The following is a 16,875-nucleotide window of genomic DNA, read 5'->3' as shown; positions in this document are numbered from 1 at the left end:
TGCCTGTGATTAGTTGATTCCAGCTGTATGCAACTAATTGATCGTTCTACCTTGTTTCTTTATTTCTGTATCCAAATGCCTGCTGTAATTTTCCACAAAGCTAAGCATACTGTCAATTTCTTTTTCAGTGACTTGCTGAAATACCACTTTATCCCGTTCACGAAATTCTTTGTGCAGTTCCTCATGGACATTAAAAATTTCTTTTCCTTGCGCGGTAAGTTTAAAATAGATTTCTTTTTTATTATCAGGCTTTTGATAGCTTTCGATAAAACCTTTTTTCATAAGCTTCTTCGTTAATTTACTGATGGCGCCTCTCGTCATATAAAGGGTCTCCGCAAGTTTTCTTACATTGGCATCTCTGTTTTTTTCAATCGATTCGATACAATGTACTTCAGAAGGCTTATAATCCTTCAGATGTTCTTCCATCTTCGGCTTATTAAGCCAAGCCAGCTTGTTAAATAAGTCCCTGAAATTGATGAGGAGCTCTTCTTCCTTGTTCATGGCCTGTCCCCCTGCTCATTGGTACCTCAATCATACCATATCATACCGGTTTTGGTTTCCTATTTAACGATATAGAGCGATGCAGAAAAGGTTTAAAACGTCCACGTACTAATAGTTTTCATCTGTATAATTGTTGGGCAACCGTTCTTCTGGTTTACAATAAAATCTTGATTTCACCCACGATTTGACCATTATCGTTGCGGATTTCTTTTGGACATAACTTCTGCAGACGATCGATTGTATCCAAGTTACTGTAATTGATTTTTTTCAGAATCACTGCGATAAGCTGGGGCCATAAATGTTCTGTTCCACTATGTACTTTCAAAGCGATGCTGATTTTTTTCTTTTTTTAGTGCCAGACAGTAGACGCCCATTGCGCCGCCTTTGGCAACAATATTATGATCTGCAAGCAATACAGTGCATATAAAATCATGCGAGGCTACTATTTCTGGATGAGCACCCATCGTTTGAGAGATTTTGTTGACGGCTTGGGCGGTTTTCCGATCAGCGATCATAGCTGGATCAGCAAATTTCAAATAAGAAACAGCCATATTTTTCAGCGGCACGGCATGTACGGGGACCCCACAGCCATCCATACCGGAAAGCATTTCCGACTGATCTGTTTCCGATAGCTCGCTGACCAGCCTTTTTATAGCTAATTGCAGTGGATGATCCGGCGCGTCATAGCTCCCCATATCATATCCCTTCTCCCTCGCATAGGCGAGAAAGCCAAGATGCTTGCCAGCACAATTGTGCAAAAGCTTTCTTTTTGGCAGATGTTTACTGATATAATCCTGCTTAGGAGCTTCATTCAACGGATAGCTCGCATGACAAATCAGCTGCTCTTCATCGATTTGCAGCTTTTTACTGAGATTCTGCAAATGCGCTACATGATAACTCTCTCCGCGCTGTGAGGCAGTAAATAGCGCTGCTTCCACCGGTCTAAGGCTGTATTTTTCTATGATGCCGCTCCGAAACACAGGTATCGCTTGGAGTGGCTTCATAGCCGAACGGTAAAAAATCGGCATTTGAACATTCCCTTTGGCATACACCACCTTTTTGTCTTCATCTATGATACAGATAGCACTCTGGTGAATATTTTCTAAAACGGATGCACGATATTCTTCTGCGATGACTGGCTGGTATGACATGATTAACCCTCATTTCTGTACAAATTCACTCTCCTATGAATGGAAATAGTCCATAAAATCGCTTGGGAGCATGTGTGTATACTGTTTGAACACCTTGATAAAGTAACGATAATTACTGTAACCGACCTCTAGGGCAATGACACTTATCTTTTGATCCCCTGCCTTGATCATTTCAATTGCTTTACAGATACGATAGCGGTTGAGGAATTCGTTAAATGTAAAACTCGTATGTTCTTTGAATTTACGATTTAAATAAGTAGCACTCATGTCAAGAGAATTCACCAAATCCTGGATACTGATTTTTTCATAGTAATTCTCTCGTATATACCCCACCATCGTATGTACCAATTCGGAATTATTATTGTTCTCTTTCCAGGTCTCCAAATCAAGGACATGGATATCCCCTGGCGTTGCAATACTTTTCTGCAATAACTTAAATTCCCTTTTTTGATCGATTTCTCTTTTAACTTTGGCAATTGCTTTTTTCAACTCTTCGTGATTCACAGGTTTCAACAGGTACTCACTGACACCATATTCCATTGCCTTTTTCGCGTATTCAAATTCGTCATACCCCGAAATGATAATGGAAGAAAAATTTTGTAGCTGTGGACAGTCGGCAAGCATTTGAATCCCGTCTTTGATCGGCATGTTAACATCGATCAACACAATTTCGGGCTGGTGTACAGCGATTTTTTGCAAGCCTTCTTCCCCATTCCTTCCTTCTGCAACCACGACACATCCAAGATCAGCCCAATCCATCATATATTTGAGCCCTTCCCGAATGATATCTTCATCTTCCACAATCAATACCTTATACATCGGATGATGCTCCTTTTTCATATGGAATTTGAAATGTTATCTTCGTTCCAGATCCAAGTGTGCTTTCAATCGACAGACCAGCATGTTCTCCATAAAGCAGCAGTAGCCGACGATTTGCATTGTACAATCCGATTCCTTTCATGCCGTTTTCGCTGTCTAATAAATTGATTTTTATTCTCTGCAATGTGTTTTCATCCATTCCCCCACCGTCATCTTCCACGGTGAATAAGATCCGCTCTTTTAATAATTGAGCTTTGATTCGAATATGGAGTGTCATTTGATGACGATAGCCATACTTAATCGCGTTTTCAATCATTGGCTGTAGAAGCAATTTCGGAATCAATGCTTTCTCTATATTTTCATTAATTTGCAAGTCCACTGTCAGTCGTTCCTTGAAACGTAACTGATGAAGCTTCAAATAGTCACGAATGTACGCCATATCTTTCACAAATGGAACCTCTTTCATTTTATCATGAATGCTGTATCGCAATAAATTTGACAGCGACATAATGATTTCTTCAGCTTTCTCTACATCATTAACCATCGTATAGCGTAACATCGCGAGAACATTAAATAGAAAATGCGGATTGAACTGACTTTGCAACAATTTGATTTCATTCACTTTACGAATATGGGAGAGTTCTTTATTACGTTTCATCAATTCATTCAAATTATCAAGCATGGAATTGAATTCGTTTGCAAGCATTTCAAATTCATCTCCAGTTTTGATGTCGACATATGCATGCATGTCCCCTTTTTCCAGCTGTGATACTGCAAATAACAACTTATCAATCGAGGCTACATTTTTCCGTGCCATTTTTTCAGCAAGCACCTGGATGATCACAAACAAGATACCGCAAGTCAACAACAAAAACACCATATATAAAATCAAGTAGGTATAATCGCCCTTTTGATTGATCAGCGCATAGACAGTAAAATAGTTATCAGCAATTTTAGTATAATAGTAGCTCTCATCTTTGATTCGTATCGTTGATTCCCTCATACTTTCGGGAGAAAACTTATTCATCAGCCCTTTAACGATATCATTGGTTGTCACTACCAAGTAGTCGTAGTCATCTGTCACTACGGTAATGTCTGCCTTTTCTCCGAAAACTAACCTTTGAAAATCTCCTTCAAAAAGCTTATAAACCAGATACCCAACTACTTTTCCTTCTTTTTTGACTACTTTCGCAAAAGTCACAGTCGATGTTTTATCGTGGGAATAATATGTTTTGTCTACATCTATCAGTGTATGATTCGGATTCTTTTTTAAACGGGGAATGAGTTTAAGAATAAGCTCCTGTTCGATCACAGCATTCGGCTCAGCTGTGGAAGCAACGAATATATTATTTTTATCAATTAAATAAAAAACGCTTTTGACATCCTGAAGATTGTTGAAACTATAAAATTCTTCGTAAACCAGATGATTGTTTTGGTGCCAGACGGCACTTTCTTTCACTATTGGCAAAGATGCCATCCGATTGATTTCGTCATGGTAACGGTCATAGACCACCGTCATTTTATGCTGTACATCATTCGCCGATTCACGGGCATCATAGATGTCTTTTAACTTAAAAACAGCAATTGTGAACATGCTGAACAAAAGTATCAATATGCAAATTGGGATGATAGTATATGTTAGAAAAAGGGCTTTTGTCGCCTCTCGAAAATTCCTTCTTTCCTTCATACAATCACCCCTAGTCGGAAACATACTCTCATGCTGTTTCTATTATAGTGCAACTTCCTTTTTTCCTGTTAATTTAAAGAAGATTAATAATGAAATAACGGTAATAGCAATTAAAATTGTCGCAAGCGCTGCTGCAACACCATAATTCCCACGTACAACTTCAGTATAAATACCTATCGACATGGTTTTGGTCTTTACTGTATACAGTAAAATTGAAGTACTCAATTCACTGATGATGGTCACCCAGCTGAGTATTGCACCAGATATGACACCTGGCATCATCATCGGCAATGTTATTTTATAGAATGTTCTGAATGTAGATGCTCCAAGACTCGCTGAGGCCTCTTCAATACTAGGATTTATCTGGTGAATAATTGCCGCACTGGATCTAATCGTATAGGGCAAACGCCGGATGACAAAGGCAATAATAATGATGGTTGCAGTTCCACTTAATGCAAGCGGCTCGGAGTTGAAGCCGAGCAGGAGTGAAACTCCAAGGACAGATCCTGGAACAATATACGGAATCATCGACAAGATATCCAAACCACTCGTCATTATACTCCTTCTACGTACAGTCACATAGGCGATTAAAATCGCTACAGCGACGATGATCCCCAAAGAAATCAACCCAAGCATGAATGTGTGCCAAATTGTATCCCCTGATCTTTCAAATGCCATTTGAAAGCTTTCCAGAGAATAACCCTTGACAAAAATACGCCCTGATGTTTTCAAGAAAGCTGTATAAACCACATATAGCATTGGCAAAATAGCTAACGTGATATATCCATAAACAAAAATATAGGCAATCACATTTTTCAAGCGTTTTTCCTTTTTTTCTTTTATCGGGTTAAGCGCGCTCATGGAAAAGGATTTTTTGTTCGTGACATAGTTCTGCAACAGAAATATGGTCAAAGCCACTACAACAACAATGACACTAATAGCAGCCGCGAATCCCGCATCACCGCCCATTTCGGAGGTGAACTCATTAAAAATCAGTACCGGTAGTGTTTTATAACCTTCCCCAATCAACATTGGAGTGCCAAAGTCAGCCAATGCCCGCATAAATACAAGCAAAGAGCCTGCCAAAATGGTAGGGATAATCAATGGCATGATAACTTTAACAATGGTTCTGAATCGTGATAACCCCATGCTTTCTGCAGCTTCAATCAAGGAATTGTCTATATTTTTAAAAGCTCCCATCAAGAACATGTAAATCAATGGAACCAATTGTAGCGTCAGCACAACTAGGATACCTGTGAACCCATATATATCTGGTGTACCAAAATGGAATGTGTCCCGCATGAAATTGGTGACTATCCCGTTTCTTCCAAGCAGCAGTATCCATGAGTAAGCCCCTATAAATGGTGGTGCCATTGAGGAGACTAGAATCAAAATCTGCAGATATAATTTACCTTTGATCTTAATCGTCGTCATCACATATGCTAGCGGCACGGCAATGACTAGTGAAGCAAGCGTCACTGCTAACGTCACTTTCAGACTATTAAACAAGGCACTATAATAATATTTTTTTTCAAAAAACTGAACAAAATAAGCCAAGCTGAATTGTCCATCCTTTTCAAAACTTTCCTTCAAGAGAGAAAAAAGCGGAAAAATGAGAACAAACGCATACAGAATGATGATTCCAATTGTAATCAAGGTCCAAATGTCTTTTCGATTTGTCGACTGTTTCATAAAAGATCATCCTTTAACACATTAACTTCACTTTTGAAATCAAAAATATTAATTTTGTTTTGTTTTACGCCAAGATAGATGATTTTTCCAGGTTTCAGCGGTTCCTCGATCATCGATTCCTGAATCACTTCGACTTGCTCGCCATTTTGAAGCTCAACTATATAGTGAATGTTCATACCGAGGAACATATTGCCCTTAATGATGGCTCGCATGCCATTTTTATTATCATTAATGACAAATTCTTCCGGGCGAATGGACAGTTTTACTTTTGTATCTTGTTTGTCGAAACTCTTTTTCAGATTTTCAATAATGACCTCATATTGCTCATCCATCACTAGCAAATACTTGTTATCACGGTACACAATGGTCCGTTCAATGATATTGGTCCGGCCGATAAAATTTGCCACAAATGTGTTAGCTGGGCGTTGATAGATTGCTCGAGGTGTGCCAATTTGTTGAATTTCCCCTTCATTCATAACAGCAATACGATCGGAAACGGCCAAGGCTTCTTCCTGATCATGAGTAACGTACACAGTTGTGATTCCTACATTACGCTGAATATCTTTGATTGCTTCCCGCATATCCACACGCAATTTGGCGTCGAGATTGGACAGCGGCTCATCCATTAGTAAAACACTTGGCTCAATAACAATAGCTCGTGCCAAAGCAATCCGCTGTTGCTGACCGCCAGATAGGTTTTCAGGCATACTTTTTTTAAATTTAGTCATCTGTACAACATCCAGCATTTTATCTACACGTTTCCCTATTTCTTCATTAGCCATATTTCTATTTTTTAGTCCGAATGCCACATTATTGGCCACACTTAAATGTGGAAAAATAGCATAGTTCTGAAATACCATACCGATGTTTCTCCGTTGTGGAATGATTTTATTAATTACACGATCATCAAAAGCTATTTCACCGCCTTCAATGCTGTTGAATCCTGCTATCATTCTTAATAAAGTCGTTTTCCCGCATCCCGACGGTCCAAGGAGGGTGAAAAATTCACCCTCCTTGATGTCAAAGGAAAGACCAGGGATCACCGTTGTATTATCATATTTTTTTATTACATTATTGAAATGAATGGAAACACTCACCAGAACTCCCTCTCCCTTTTTAGCACCTCTGTCAATTATTCTTGTGCATCTGTAAATACATCCATATATTTATCTAAAATTTTGTCGCGGTTTTTCTCGACATATGCCTCATCTTCTTTGATAACATTGATTTTATCCAATGGGGTCATGTAGTCAGCAACTTTGACATTCTTGCCAAGTGCACGTATTGTCAGCTCGGAAGCAAATGCATTTTGTGCTTTTTCGGAAGTGATGAAATCAATAAATTTCTTTGCATTATCTATATGCTTTGCACCTTTTATAATTTCAGCACCAGCATCAAGATAAACAGCACCTTCTTTTGGATAAATTACTTCCACCGGCGCTCCATCACGAACATAACTCACCGCTGGATCTTCATAAGTCAACCCAACCACGTATTCACCATCGGCAACACCTTTATGCACGGCACTAGAACCATTTGCAACCTTTCCATCAAGATTTTTAATCAATTTGTCAACATAATCCCAACCTTTTTCAGATGTATAGTCTCCTCCTTTGGCCAAAAGCATATTAGTCAGCTGGGCAAATGCTGAACTTGAGCTGGCTGGGTCGGCTGCTGCGATTTTCCCTTTTAACTTAGGGTTCAATAAATCTTCATAGCTGTCGATTTTGACGTCACCTATCAGGTCAGTATTGACAAGCAACACACTGCCGTCAGCTCCGTAAGGTGTCAGGAAACCGTTCACATTTTGATGTTCCTGAAGCATTTTATCATTGTTTTTGGATGTATATTTCTCGAATAGGTCTGCATATCCAAGTGCTTGTGCCTTGCTTCCCCCAAACATTACATCTCCATTTGGATTGCCTTTTTCCGTTTCAATACGCTTGATCAATTCACCCGTACCTGCTGAAATCAGTTCCACTTTGATTCCTGTTTCTTTTTCAAACAAAGGAATAATTGTATTGACGATTGCTTCACTGTTCGGTGAATAGACCACCAGTTTATCTTTTGTTTTTTCTGATCCGCTATCTCCGCCACAAGCAGATGTAAATACGACCAAAGCGAATATAATAAGAAGTACTGCAACTTGCTTTTTCATCAAAATCCCCCCTGTAAATTGTTTAACTTTTCGTTACTGCATTAAGTATAAATAGTCAGTAAAGCGTTTACAATGTCACTATTGAACAACATTGTCTACTTTTCGAAACCAATTATTTGTGAAATAATTCAGGATTACGAGAAGTCGAAGCGGTTTTTTAAATGGGGGAAGATCATTACAGATAGTAGAAAAGATGCGGACGTGACACATTCTCATCCGCATCTTTTCTATTTTGGAGCCAGGCCAGCCAACGGAATACCCCAATGAGTCACGCACAAGCGGCCTAAGAAGCTGCATCCTGCATCTCCATTACATTTTATTGATATTTTTTTATTAAATAGGCTGTATCATCCTTTAAAATGTGATAGATTTTTTTAGGAATCAACTCATTCTTTTTCAGATGCTTTAGCAGCGATTGTAATCCGGTTAAGTGCTTGAGCACCTTTTTATCAGATTCTTTTTTCTCAAAGTGGGCAATTGTTGTCAACTGAATCTTCAGCTGATGGGCGGCTTCAGCCTTTTCAAATGCGCCATCCTTTTCAAAACGATCGACAAGTGTCATCATGTCAGAACCACTAGTTGTAACACGGATCGTATACGTTTCTTTTTGCACATTCCCGGCTTTGTCTTCCGCTGTCACAACAAGTTCATGTGCCCCGGTCTTTCCTGCCAAATCGATATTTTTTCCTCTTTGATACGGTTCACCGTCAAAGGCTGCAGATACTTTTTCCACACCACTTCCTTCATCCGCGGCTGTCCATGTAAACGTAGCAATTTCTGAATCGGCAATGACCGCCTGATCAGTAAGTTTGTTCCCATTCATTTCCACACTTATTTCTGGTGGTATTGTATCATCTCCATCGGATTTTTCCACCAGTTGTTCCAAAATACCTTCATAATGCTGCTTGAAATCAGAGACAGCTGCGTCGATGTCTCTTTGTGCTGCATTCGGGTCCAGATAAAGTTTTTTCACCTTATCTTTCAATGCGTTAAAGCCGGATTTTTCCAGGCTTTCTTTCGTATAACGTGCTTCATCCATTAGGCTTATTTCTTCGTAAGCCGGGGCGAGCGATGCAAAATCGGAAGTTCCCTGTTGTTTCGTATGCAGTTTGATTTCTGCAGCTGATGCAAAGGTGTTTTCCGGTGTTCCATATGTTTCGGTGATATACAGTCTGTAAAACCTCGCTTTGACTGGCTCATCAAATGCGATTATTGTGTTGCCGCCATTTTTCATGTCACCTGATTTGATCGTTTTCCAACTGTTATCTTCATTCGTATCAGACACTTGTAGCTTGTATTTTTTCACATCGCCATTTCCATTCCTGCTCACATACTCATAAGCATCAACCGGTTTCGCTTCAGGCATTTCGATGGTAATCCAATGCGGAACCTCTGGACGTTGGCCATTGTATTGCGTGTGCCACCAGGTAGACTCTTTGCCGTCCAGCACATTTTCTGCAGGGCCTTCATAAGGCTCCGCCTGTTTTTCTTCCGAGTTCGCATATGCCTTGAACCCTGCACGATCCATTGCCTTATACCCTTCTTCTAAATTCAATTCGTCATAGGATTTTTCAGCTTCATCATAAGCGATTGCCTGATTTTTCACTTCCACCTCAGCAACCTGAATATCTGTTTTTGTACTTCCAAGGGTGATATCACCTTTTACCAGCGGAAATTTTTCTTTGACGTACTTCGAGGTAGCTAATTCCCCATCTACATAAAGTTTCAGCATGCCATTTGCTTCCCTGACTGCTTTGATATCATGCAAGTTACCATCATTCACTTTTCCTTTTGCAGTTTCTTTGATTGTCGTTGGCTTGTAATCTTTTGTACCGAACGTTCCATAAGCCATCTCTTTGACTGTTGTTACCGTATTTTTAGAGCTGATTGTGTTATCACCAACGGTAAAGTTCAGATATCCCTTGTCATCCACTGCTAAAGCAAACGCATCTTTCTGCTGTAAAATGATTTGTTCGGCGCTGGAACCTCGCATTTTCAATGATAGGGTGAAATCGTTTTTTCCGGTCAGCGGCGTTTGATCAGCAAAAGTATAAGCCTTATGGTCCACATGATACAAGTCGATATCCGGCTCATCAAAATGCACTTTTTTCATGTCATCTGCGTTCACCAGATCATCTTTATCGAACAATGCTGCGGCAGTGCCATCCTCATAATGTGTAAACTGCTTGTCTGCGGAAACTGCATCACCCCAGATATTTTCGGCACGCATTTTCAACGAGTTTTCTTTTGTGAACAGTTCAGAAGCCGTGATATCAACCGTCCGATAGTCTTCCAAAACTTCCGCATCAGCATTTTTTCCATTCACCTTAAATGAAGGATTTTGGATACGCTGATCAAACTTCACACGCACCTGATCCTTGCCAATGCTTTTGACGGAAATAACTTTTGGTTGCTTCTTGTCTTCCGTTGTGAATTGATAGATTCGTGATTCATGCGGATCCAATGTCACCTTGACCTTGTCCCCATAATTTTTCGTTTCGGCATTCGTTTCATCCACACGCGGCTGAATCTGCACCATTTTTGCATTCTTCAGCTTTGCGGGCACGCCTGCAACATCATCCAGCGTCAATTCATACGACTGCTTTTTGTCACCGGCATTACGGAAGGAGACGATACCTTCTCCATCGCTCCAGCTGGAATAGCCGTAGACACCGCCTTTATCAGGCCGCTCGCCGAACAGTTTGGCATGCTCCAACACTTTGGAGTTGCTTTCAGCCCAGTCCAGCACATCCGCAGTGATTTTCCACTTTTCTTCGTTCATGATGCTTGGGGAGAAATACAATTCCCAAAAAGCTGTTCCTCTTGCGGCATTCATCATCAAGTAATTTCTGAAGTCATCATCGCTGAATTTTACATTAGCGGATACCCCATAAATCGGGTCGTGATTATACACGTTTTTCAACGGGAACTGCAAATCATTTTTCTTAAAAATATTGAAATAGACATTGTCCCTGTAAGAAATGACCTGATCTGCCTGTGATCCGCCAAAATCATCCAGAAAACCAATGTCTCCTGAATCCTGCAGCCAAACCGTATTCCCCCACTGCAAGAGCCATGGGCTTGGATTGACATAGCTCGTCAAATTCAAAAATAAATCTTTTTCTTTGTCGGTGCGTTCCTTGCGCATCTTTTCAAAGGTTTGGATCCACCCTTCCCAAAGATCCGATGTGAAGTACATATCATGGTCGCCGCCAACCATATGATTGTTGTCCTTATCCTTGGATGGTCGTAAAGCGAATCCATCCAGCTTCCAATAATCGATATCGAATCTGTCCTGGTAATCTGTGAAGAGCGTCTGTAAATTGTCCAAATACGTCCTTGATCCGACATCAACGGATTTCCAATAATCATTCGTTACGTGACCGGTTCCGTTTTTCTCCATTAATTCCGCAAACCCGCCAAAGTAATTATATCCCCCTTGTGGCCCAAGCCATAGTCCGAATGTGGAATCGAACTTTTGGGCCATATCACTGGCAGGGTATAATTCATTCGGAAATTTGTTATTGAACTCCCAGAAACCTGTCTTGTTTTTGTATGGGCTGCCGGTTTCATTTCCATTTTCGTCAACTGTTTCATATGCATTCCAGCCATCATCCACAACATAGGAATCCAGTGGTTTTACCCCATTTTTACTCAGTTCTTTTTCTGTTCCATAAAAGGAATCCGCAATACTTTCATCGGTGATGTCCATCATGTTATCGTACCAGGAATTGTATTGCTTGCGGAATTCCGTTTTCGTTGCGATATCATCGATATAGGAAAATAAAGCTGTTTGAACGACATCTTGGTCCGTCCCTTCCGCAGCTCCCATGACACTGTTCCAGGTCGTGAAACTTCCATCCTTGTTCAGCTGACCATCTTTTTTCAGCTGTTTGAAGTCCTTTCCGGAATAATACCTGATTTGCATCTGATTGTCTTTTACATCCGTATCCGACGCTGGAAACTCGGATCCGAAAAACATCCCATTCGCATAAATCGGCTGTCCGAGGACCAATTCATATTTTCCAATCCACATGGATGAGATATCATCCAACGGGGGATGGTGGAATAGCCCCTCCACGTCATCTGGCAATGCAAAGGAATCGACATCGATATAGTCGATGGCCACATCTTTTTTGGTAGATGAAATGTCCACATGACTTCGCAAATATGGCTTGCCGTCTTCTGTGAAAATGGTATATTTGATGGACCAGATTGCATCATTTTTCTTGTAGTCTTCAAAAATGAATTGCACTTTTTTGCCAGATTGACAGGCCTGCTCTTTTACGTTTTTAATTGTGAGATCGCTGGCCTTTATGACATCGTTTTCCTCTGACACCAAATGGATTGAAAAATCCTCTGAGCCTTTTTGAGGAATTAATTTTTTGTCGATCCGCTTGTTCAAAACTTCTGTCGTTCCCAGACTGGAATCGGAAACATCAATGATTCGTTTCATTGCATCGTTCCCAATTTCCACTTTTTCTTTTGTAATGTGTACATCAGCTGCTCCAGCATTTACAGCGGCTGCATCTGCATCCACATGTCGGTTTCCCATTATTAAAACTATCAGGAAAATGATCAATGTTGCTGTCGACAGCCAATAGCTTTTCCGCTTCATCCTAAGTTCCTCCGATCAAATGTGATAGAACTTGAATATGGATAGTAATTTCCCTTGGGCAACAGTGTCACCCAAGGGCTCATCTAAATCATCTAAAGCCTATTGCCATTTTTCCAGCAAACGATCTGTATTTTCCTTCAGGGTATTGTACGCCTCTTCGGAAATGTGTTTCTTTTCTACTTGCTGTTTAAGCAATACGTTAAAGCCTCGCAAATGCTTCACAGCTTTTTCTGTTTGATCTTGGTCTTTGTAATGTGCTACTGCTCGCAGATGCGTTTGCAACTGCTGAGCTGCTGAAGCATTCGTAATTTCGCCATTTTCCTTCAAGTGTTCCACGAGTGACTGCAGCTGGGCGATGCTTGCTGTTTCCGGTTCCAACACATCCCCAATATCATCAATCGTTTCAAAGTCTGTGTTGACCAGCAAAGATCTGGTAATTTCAGTAGCAAAATCTGCATCTTCCTTCGCTACCAATGTAATAGTCGCCAGTGTTTGCTTACCGTCCAATGTTGGCTGTGCCCCTTTATTGGAAAACACCAACATGAATCGCTTCGCTGAAGCTTTGGAGCCATTGACCTTCGCGTAGTTCACCATATCCTTCGTTGCATCACCAGGTGACATTTTCTCCACCTTGAATGCATTGGTAGGAAGCAACATCTCCAAACCGAAAGCGTTGATATCCTGCAAATCTGATCCGATAACGGCAACATCAACCTTCTCGCCCTTCTTCACATGCTGCTTATCAGGTCTGATGTCAATGGATCCTTTCACTGATTTACCAGTACTTTCCAATGGGTTTTCCCCGAGCTGCGCTGCGACATACATCAAATCATAGGCATCGATAACACCGTTATAATTGATATCGCCCCTGGCAACTTGATTCCAAGCTGTGTCGGTTTCATCAACACCAAGATAGCTCGCAAAGAAATTCAAATCGTCTTCACCGATCGAACCGCCTGAACCGTCAGAAATATTCTTCCCAACAACCCAACCTTCCGTTTTATCCTTTTTGAACGGTCTGAATTCCTGCGCGGAGCCAAATCCCCCGACAGCATCTGTGATGGTCAGCTTGATATATCTCGCATTTACAGGCTCGTCGAAATCAATGGTTTTCAAATGACCATTTCTATCGAATGTGCCATCTTTCACAATATTTTTGTACGTTTTGCCATCCATACTTACATCCAGATTATACTTTAAAATCGTTCCATTTCCCGCATCTGTTCTAGGCTGATACTCGAATTTATCCAGTTGATATGCCAATTTCATATCAATTTCAAACGTATGCGGCGGTTTATTTCCGGAATTCCAATCTGTATGCCATACAGTATTCTCCTTACCATCCACTGCATTGACAGCCTCTTGCCCGCCCTCTTCACTGCTTGCCTTGGCGGTCATATTTCTCGGTACATTTCTGTATCGGTCTTGCTTGGTCTTCACGGTTATTTCCTTGCTCCAATCGGAAGCTCCCTTCGTATTCACTGCTCTGACTTGATATGTGTAGGATGTATCGTTTTCCAAATCAGCATGGATATAGAATGGTTCTTTTTTACTTTCTGTATCGAAAACATTTCTATGAATGACACCATCAATCTTCAAATCATAGGTAACATGTGCTCCAGCAACCTTTTCCCAGTTCAGCTTTATTTCCTGATCTGTCACATTTTCTTGATCAGCACCAAGCTTTTCAGGAATATCTGGTACTTGTTCATCCACTATTTCTTTCTCTTGATTATTATTGTAGCCATCTACTGTCAATGTCACGGCAGTTTTTGTAACATCCGTTTTACCGACTTTGACCTGCAGTTTTGGTGCTGTAATGATTTCCTTCTTCTCAAATTCAGAACCTTTGGTTGCATACTTATTCAAATCAGGAGATTCGTTGTAGAAATAAACATTTTCTCCTTCTTCGTATTCCTTCTCACTCTTGACTGCTTTCAATTCAATTTCTTTATCACCTGATTGAACAGTAACATTGTCTGGATGTTGACGTGTGTTGATGAAAAATTCGGTACCTCTTTCTTTCACCATTCCTTTATATCCTTGCCCTTTTGCTTCATTAACTGTGATGACAGCCTTGCCATCCGCCTCTTCAGAAGTGATCTTGGTGCTTATATTTTTACCATCCTTATACGCTACCGATTTCCCATCATCTTCATATAAGGTGAAATCTGATTTACCTGATGGGTAGACATCGAAAATACGATTTTCAGAACCATCCAGTTGATTGATAGAATTGTTTTCTGGCGCCATCGGTATGATCGCTCCATTTTTCACAAATACAGGCGTTTTCCATAATGGTGCATCAAATTGATCTATTACTGCTCCACCCTTATATTGCTCTCCTGTAAAGTAATCGATCCAAACCTGATCCTTATCCGGCAGGTAAATATTGTTCCGGATGCCAGCATCATTTTCACTTTCCTTATACACCGGCGCAACGAGCAGATTCGGCCCCCACATATACTGGTACTGTGTTTGCGTGCCGTACGTATATGGATCATCGGGGTATGCGAGCATCATTCCTCTGATCATCGGCATTGACGTTTCTGATGATTCGGCCGCATTGGAATAGATATAAGGCATCATCTCAGACTTCATTTTCAAATACATTCTATTAATTGATGTATAAGGTTCTCCGTAATTCCATGGATTTTTTTCTTTACTGTAATCATCCCCGCCGGACGCCCAGCCATCCATGTCTATTTGAATTGGTGTGAATGCCTTCCATTGAAAATCCCTTGTCTGGACAGTTTTATCCCCGCCGAAAATTCCGTCCATATCTGATCCGACATTCGGATTTCCTGATAAACCGGCACCAATATAAGTCGGAATATGCATGCGGATGTACTCCCAATTTCCGCCGTATTGGTCACCAGACCATAGTGATGCATAGCGTTGTGTTCCTGCCCACCCATCAAGTGAAATAATAAATGGACGTGCCCCATTGGAATTCTCCTCTTTTTGTAATCCCTCTGCTGCCTGACGGGTAGCATCCAATGCCATGGAATAACCATGTCCTACCCAGGCTACATCTGTCTTGACTCCTCTAATCCCAGCTTTCACTTCACCATCAAGATCCCTTCGCAGTGGGTCATCTTCTGGCAAATCCGGATTAGGCTTCAGATCACTTTGTGTCCATAAACCAGCCTCAACCCCTTTTTCATTCGCTTTATCAACAAATTTTTCCAAATTGTCCAGTCCACCATAACCACAGCTATAGCCATCATTTGGCAAAAACCACCCTAATGGCATGTCGTTATCGACGTATCTGTTCAAATAATCGACACCATCTTCAAGCAGCGTTCTTTGGTCACCGTGGCCATTATGTTTACCATTAAAGCAGTCAGCATGCCCCAGGTAAAACGAAAATTCAGGCAGCAATGCGGGCTTTCCTGTCAACTCCGTATATTCGTTTATGGTTTTCGGAATCGTATCTGCTACAAAATAATACGCATCAAATCTATTTTCATCGTGTTCAAAAGTAGCTGTTTCTTTAAAATCATATTTTCCGGGCTTAAAGGTATTACGCATCACCCCGTAACCCTCGGTACTTAAGTAAAATGGGACCGGGCTCGATGCAGCGCCTGCATCCCAGCCGCCGCCGATTTTAATGTTGATGGACTCGCCTTTATGCGAGTAGTAGCCGTTTTGCTGGCCGCCGCCATAAAAATACTCATCGTCTTTGGTTTTCAGCGTTTGCACTGTTTTCCCTTTTTCATGCTGCAGCGGCTCTGCTTCTTCCCACAGCAGCTTCGACTTTTCTTTATCATAAAGACTCATTTTGGATGTTTCTTTATCGATTCTTAGTGAAATCTTATCCGTGAAAATCTCATAGACTTTGGCATCACTTTCATCAACATTCACTTTAATGTCACCGTAATCATCTTTGTATGCGTTAACATTTTTATCGATGATTTTTGTCTTATGATCCGGACTGTTCGGGGTTGGATATTCTGGAAAATCCGCTTCTGGATCCAAATGCAATCGAAACACATTTTCTTTCAAAAAATTGATCTTGATCCTTTCATTAGTCGATAAATCCAGATAAACGTCATTGCCGTCTTTGGTAATTTTCGTTACTGTACCAATACTTTTCAGTTTTTCTTTAGCTGCCTTGCTGCCTGCTTCTGCCTGTGAAGCTCCCCCGGCTATTGCTGATAATAATAAAATCATGAAAGATAGGCATATGATGGTGCTGAGCTTGACATGTTGATGGTTTTTTTTCGGCATAATATCCTCCTTTAAA

General features: G+C 40.8%; 10 protein-coding genes. All 10 read right to left on the bottom strand.

Annotation, left to right across the window (positions count from 1 at the left end; translation table 11 throughout):
- Positions 1 to 33: 33 nt before the first annotated feature.
- Entirely contained in the window at positions 34 to 501 is a 468-nt protein-coding gene (locus ACFSMW_RS16495) for a MarR family transcriptional regulator (RefSeq protein ID WP_390357394.1), read from the bottom strand.
- 154 nt (positions 502 to 655) lie between these two features.
- Positions 656 to 826 (bottom strand): hypothetical protein, encoded by a 171-nt coding sequence (locus tag ACFSMW_RS16490; RefSeq protein ID WP_390357393.1) that lies wholly within the window; start codon positions 824 to 826, stop codon positions 656 to 658.
- On the bottom strand, positions 813 to 1,652 hold the full coding sequence (locus ACFSMW_RS16485) for an asparaginase (RefSeq protein WP_390357392.1): 840 nt from the start codon (positions 1,650 to 1,652) through the stop codon (positions 813 to 815). The genes ACFSMW_RS16490 and ACFSMW_RS16485 overlap by 14 nt, the downstream gene beginning before the upstream one ends.
- A gap of 33 nt (positions 1,653 to 1,685) precedes the next feature.
- On the bottom strand, positions 1,686 to 2,471 hold the full coding sequence (locus ACFSMW_RS16480) for a response regulator transcription factor (protein WP_390357391.1): 786 nt from the start codon (positions 2,469 to 2,471) through the stop codon (positions 1,686 to 1,688).
- A complete protein-coding gene (locus ACFSMW_RS16475) occupies positions 2,464 to 4,158 on the bottom strand; it encodes a sensor histidine kinase (protein WP_390357390.1) in 1,695 nt (564 codons plus the stop codon). Before ACFSMW_RS16475 ends, ACFSMW_RS16480 begins: the two co-directional genes overlap by 8 nt.
- A 42-nt stretch (positions 4,159 to 4,200) precedes the next feature.
- Positions 4,201 to 5,850 carry an ABC transporter permease gene (locus ACFSMW_RS16470; protein ID WP_390357389.1) on the bottom strand — a complete coding sequence of 550 codons (1,650 nt, stop codon included), beginning with the start codon at positions 5,848 to 5,850 and terminating at the stop codon, positions 4,201 to 4,203.
- On the bottom strand, positions 5,847 to 6,947 hold the full coding sequence (locus ACFSMW_RS16465) for an ABC transporter ATP-binding protein (RefSeq protein WP_390357388.1): 1,101 nt from the start codon (positions 6,945 to 6,947) through the stop codon (positions 5,847 to 5,849). The genes ACFSMW_RS16470 and ACFSMW_RS16465 overlap by 4 nt, the downstream gene beginning before the upstream one ends.
- A 35-nt stretch (positions 6,948 to 6,982) precedes the next feature.
- On the bottom strand, positions 6,983 to 8,008 hold the full coding sequence (locus ACFSMW_RS16460) for an extracellular solute-binding protein (protein WP_390357387.1): 1,026 nt from the start codon (positions 8,006 to 8,008) through the stop codon (positions 6,983 to 6,985).
- A gap of 316 nt (positions 8,009 to 8,324) precedes the next feature.
- Positions 8,325 to 12,626 (bottom strand): discoidin domain-containing protein, encoded by a 4,302-nt coding sequence (locus ACFSMW_RS16455; protein ID WP_390357386.1) that lies wholly within the window; start codon positions 12,624 to 12,626, stop codon positions 8,325 to 8,327.
- A gap of 99 nt (positions 12,627 to 12,725) precedes the next feature.
- On the bottom strand, positions 12,726 to 16,859 hold the full coding sequence (locus ACFSMW_RS16450) for a discoidin domain-containing protein (RefSeq protein WP_390357385.1): 4,134 nt from the start codon (positions 16,857 to 16,859) through the stop codon (positions 12,726 to 12,728).
- Between the last annotated feature and the right edge of the window lie 16 nt (positions 16,860 to 16,875).

The sequence above is a fragment of the Tigheibacillus halophilus genome, assembly GCF_042683165.1.
GTDB lineage: Bacteria > Bacillota > Bacilli > Bacillales > Amphibacillaceae > Tigheibacillus > Tigheibacillus halophilus.
The sequence above is the reverse complement of the archived record's forward strand: the minus strand, read 5'-3'. Positions and strand labels throughout refer to the sequence as shown.

Coding starts and splice junctions, on each gene's coding strand:
- ACFSMW_RS16480 (WP_390357391.1), bottom strand. CDS start 2,471: ATGTATAAGGTATTGATTGTGGAAGATGAAGATATCATTCGGGAAGGG.
- ACFSMW_RS16470 (WP_390357389.1), bottom strand. CDS start 5,850: ATGAAACAGTCGACAAATCGAAAAGACATTTGGACCTTGATTACAATT.
- ACFSMW_RS16450 (WP_390357385.1), bottom strand. CDS start 16,859: ATGCCGAAAAAAAACCATCAACATGTCAAGCTCAGCACCATCATATGC.
- ACFSMW_RS16460 (WP_390357387.1), bottom strand. CDS start 8,008: ATGAAAAAGCAAGTTGCAGTACTTCTTATTATATTCGCTTTGGTCGTA.
- ACFSMW_RS16455 (WP_390357386.1), bottom strand. CDS start 12,626: ATGAAGCGGAAAAGCTATTGGCTGTCGACAGCAACATTGATCATTTTC.
- ACFSMW_RS16495 (WP_390357394.1), bottom strand. CDS start 501: ATGAACAAGGAAGAAGAGCTCCTCATCAATTTCAGGGACTTATTTAAC.
- ACFSMW_RS16475 (WP_390357390.1), bottom strand. CDS start 4,158: ATGAAGGAAAGAAGGAATTTTCGAGAGGCGACAAAAGCCCTTTTTCTA.
- ACFSMW_RS16485 (WP_390357392.1), bottom strand. CDS start 1,652: ATGTCATACCAGCCAGTCATCGCAGAAGAATATCGTGCATCCGTTTTA.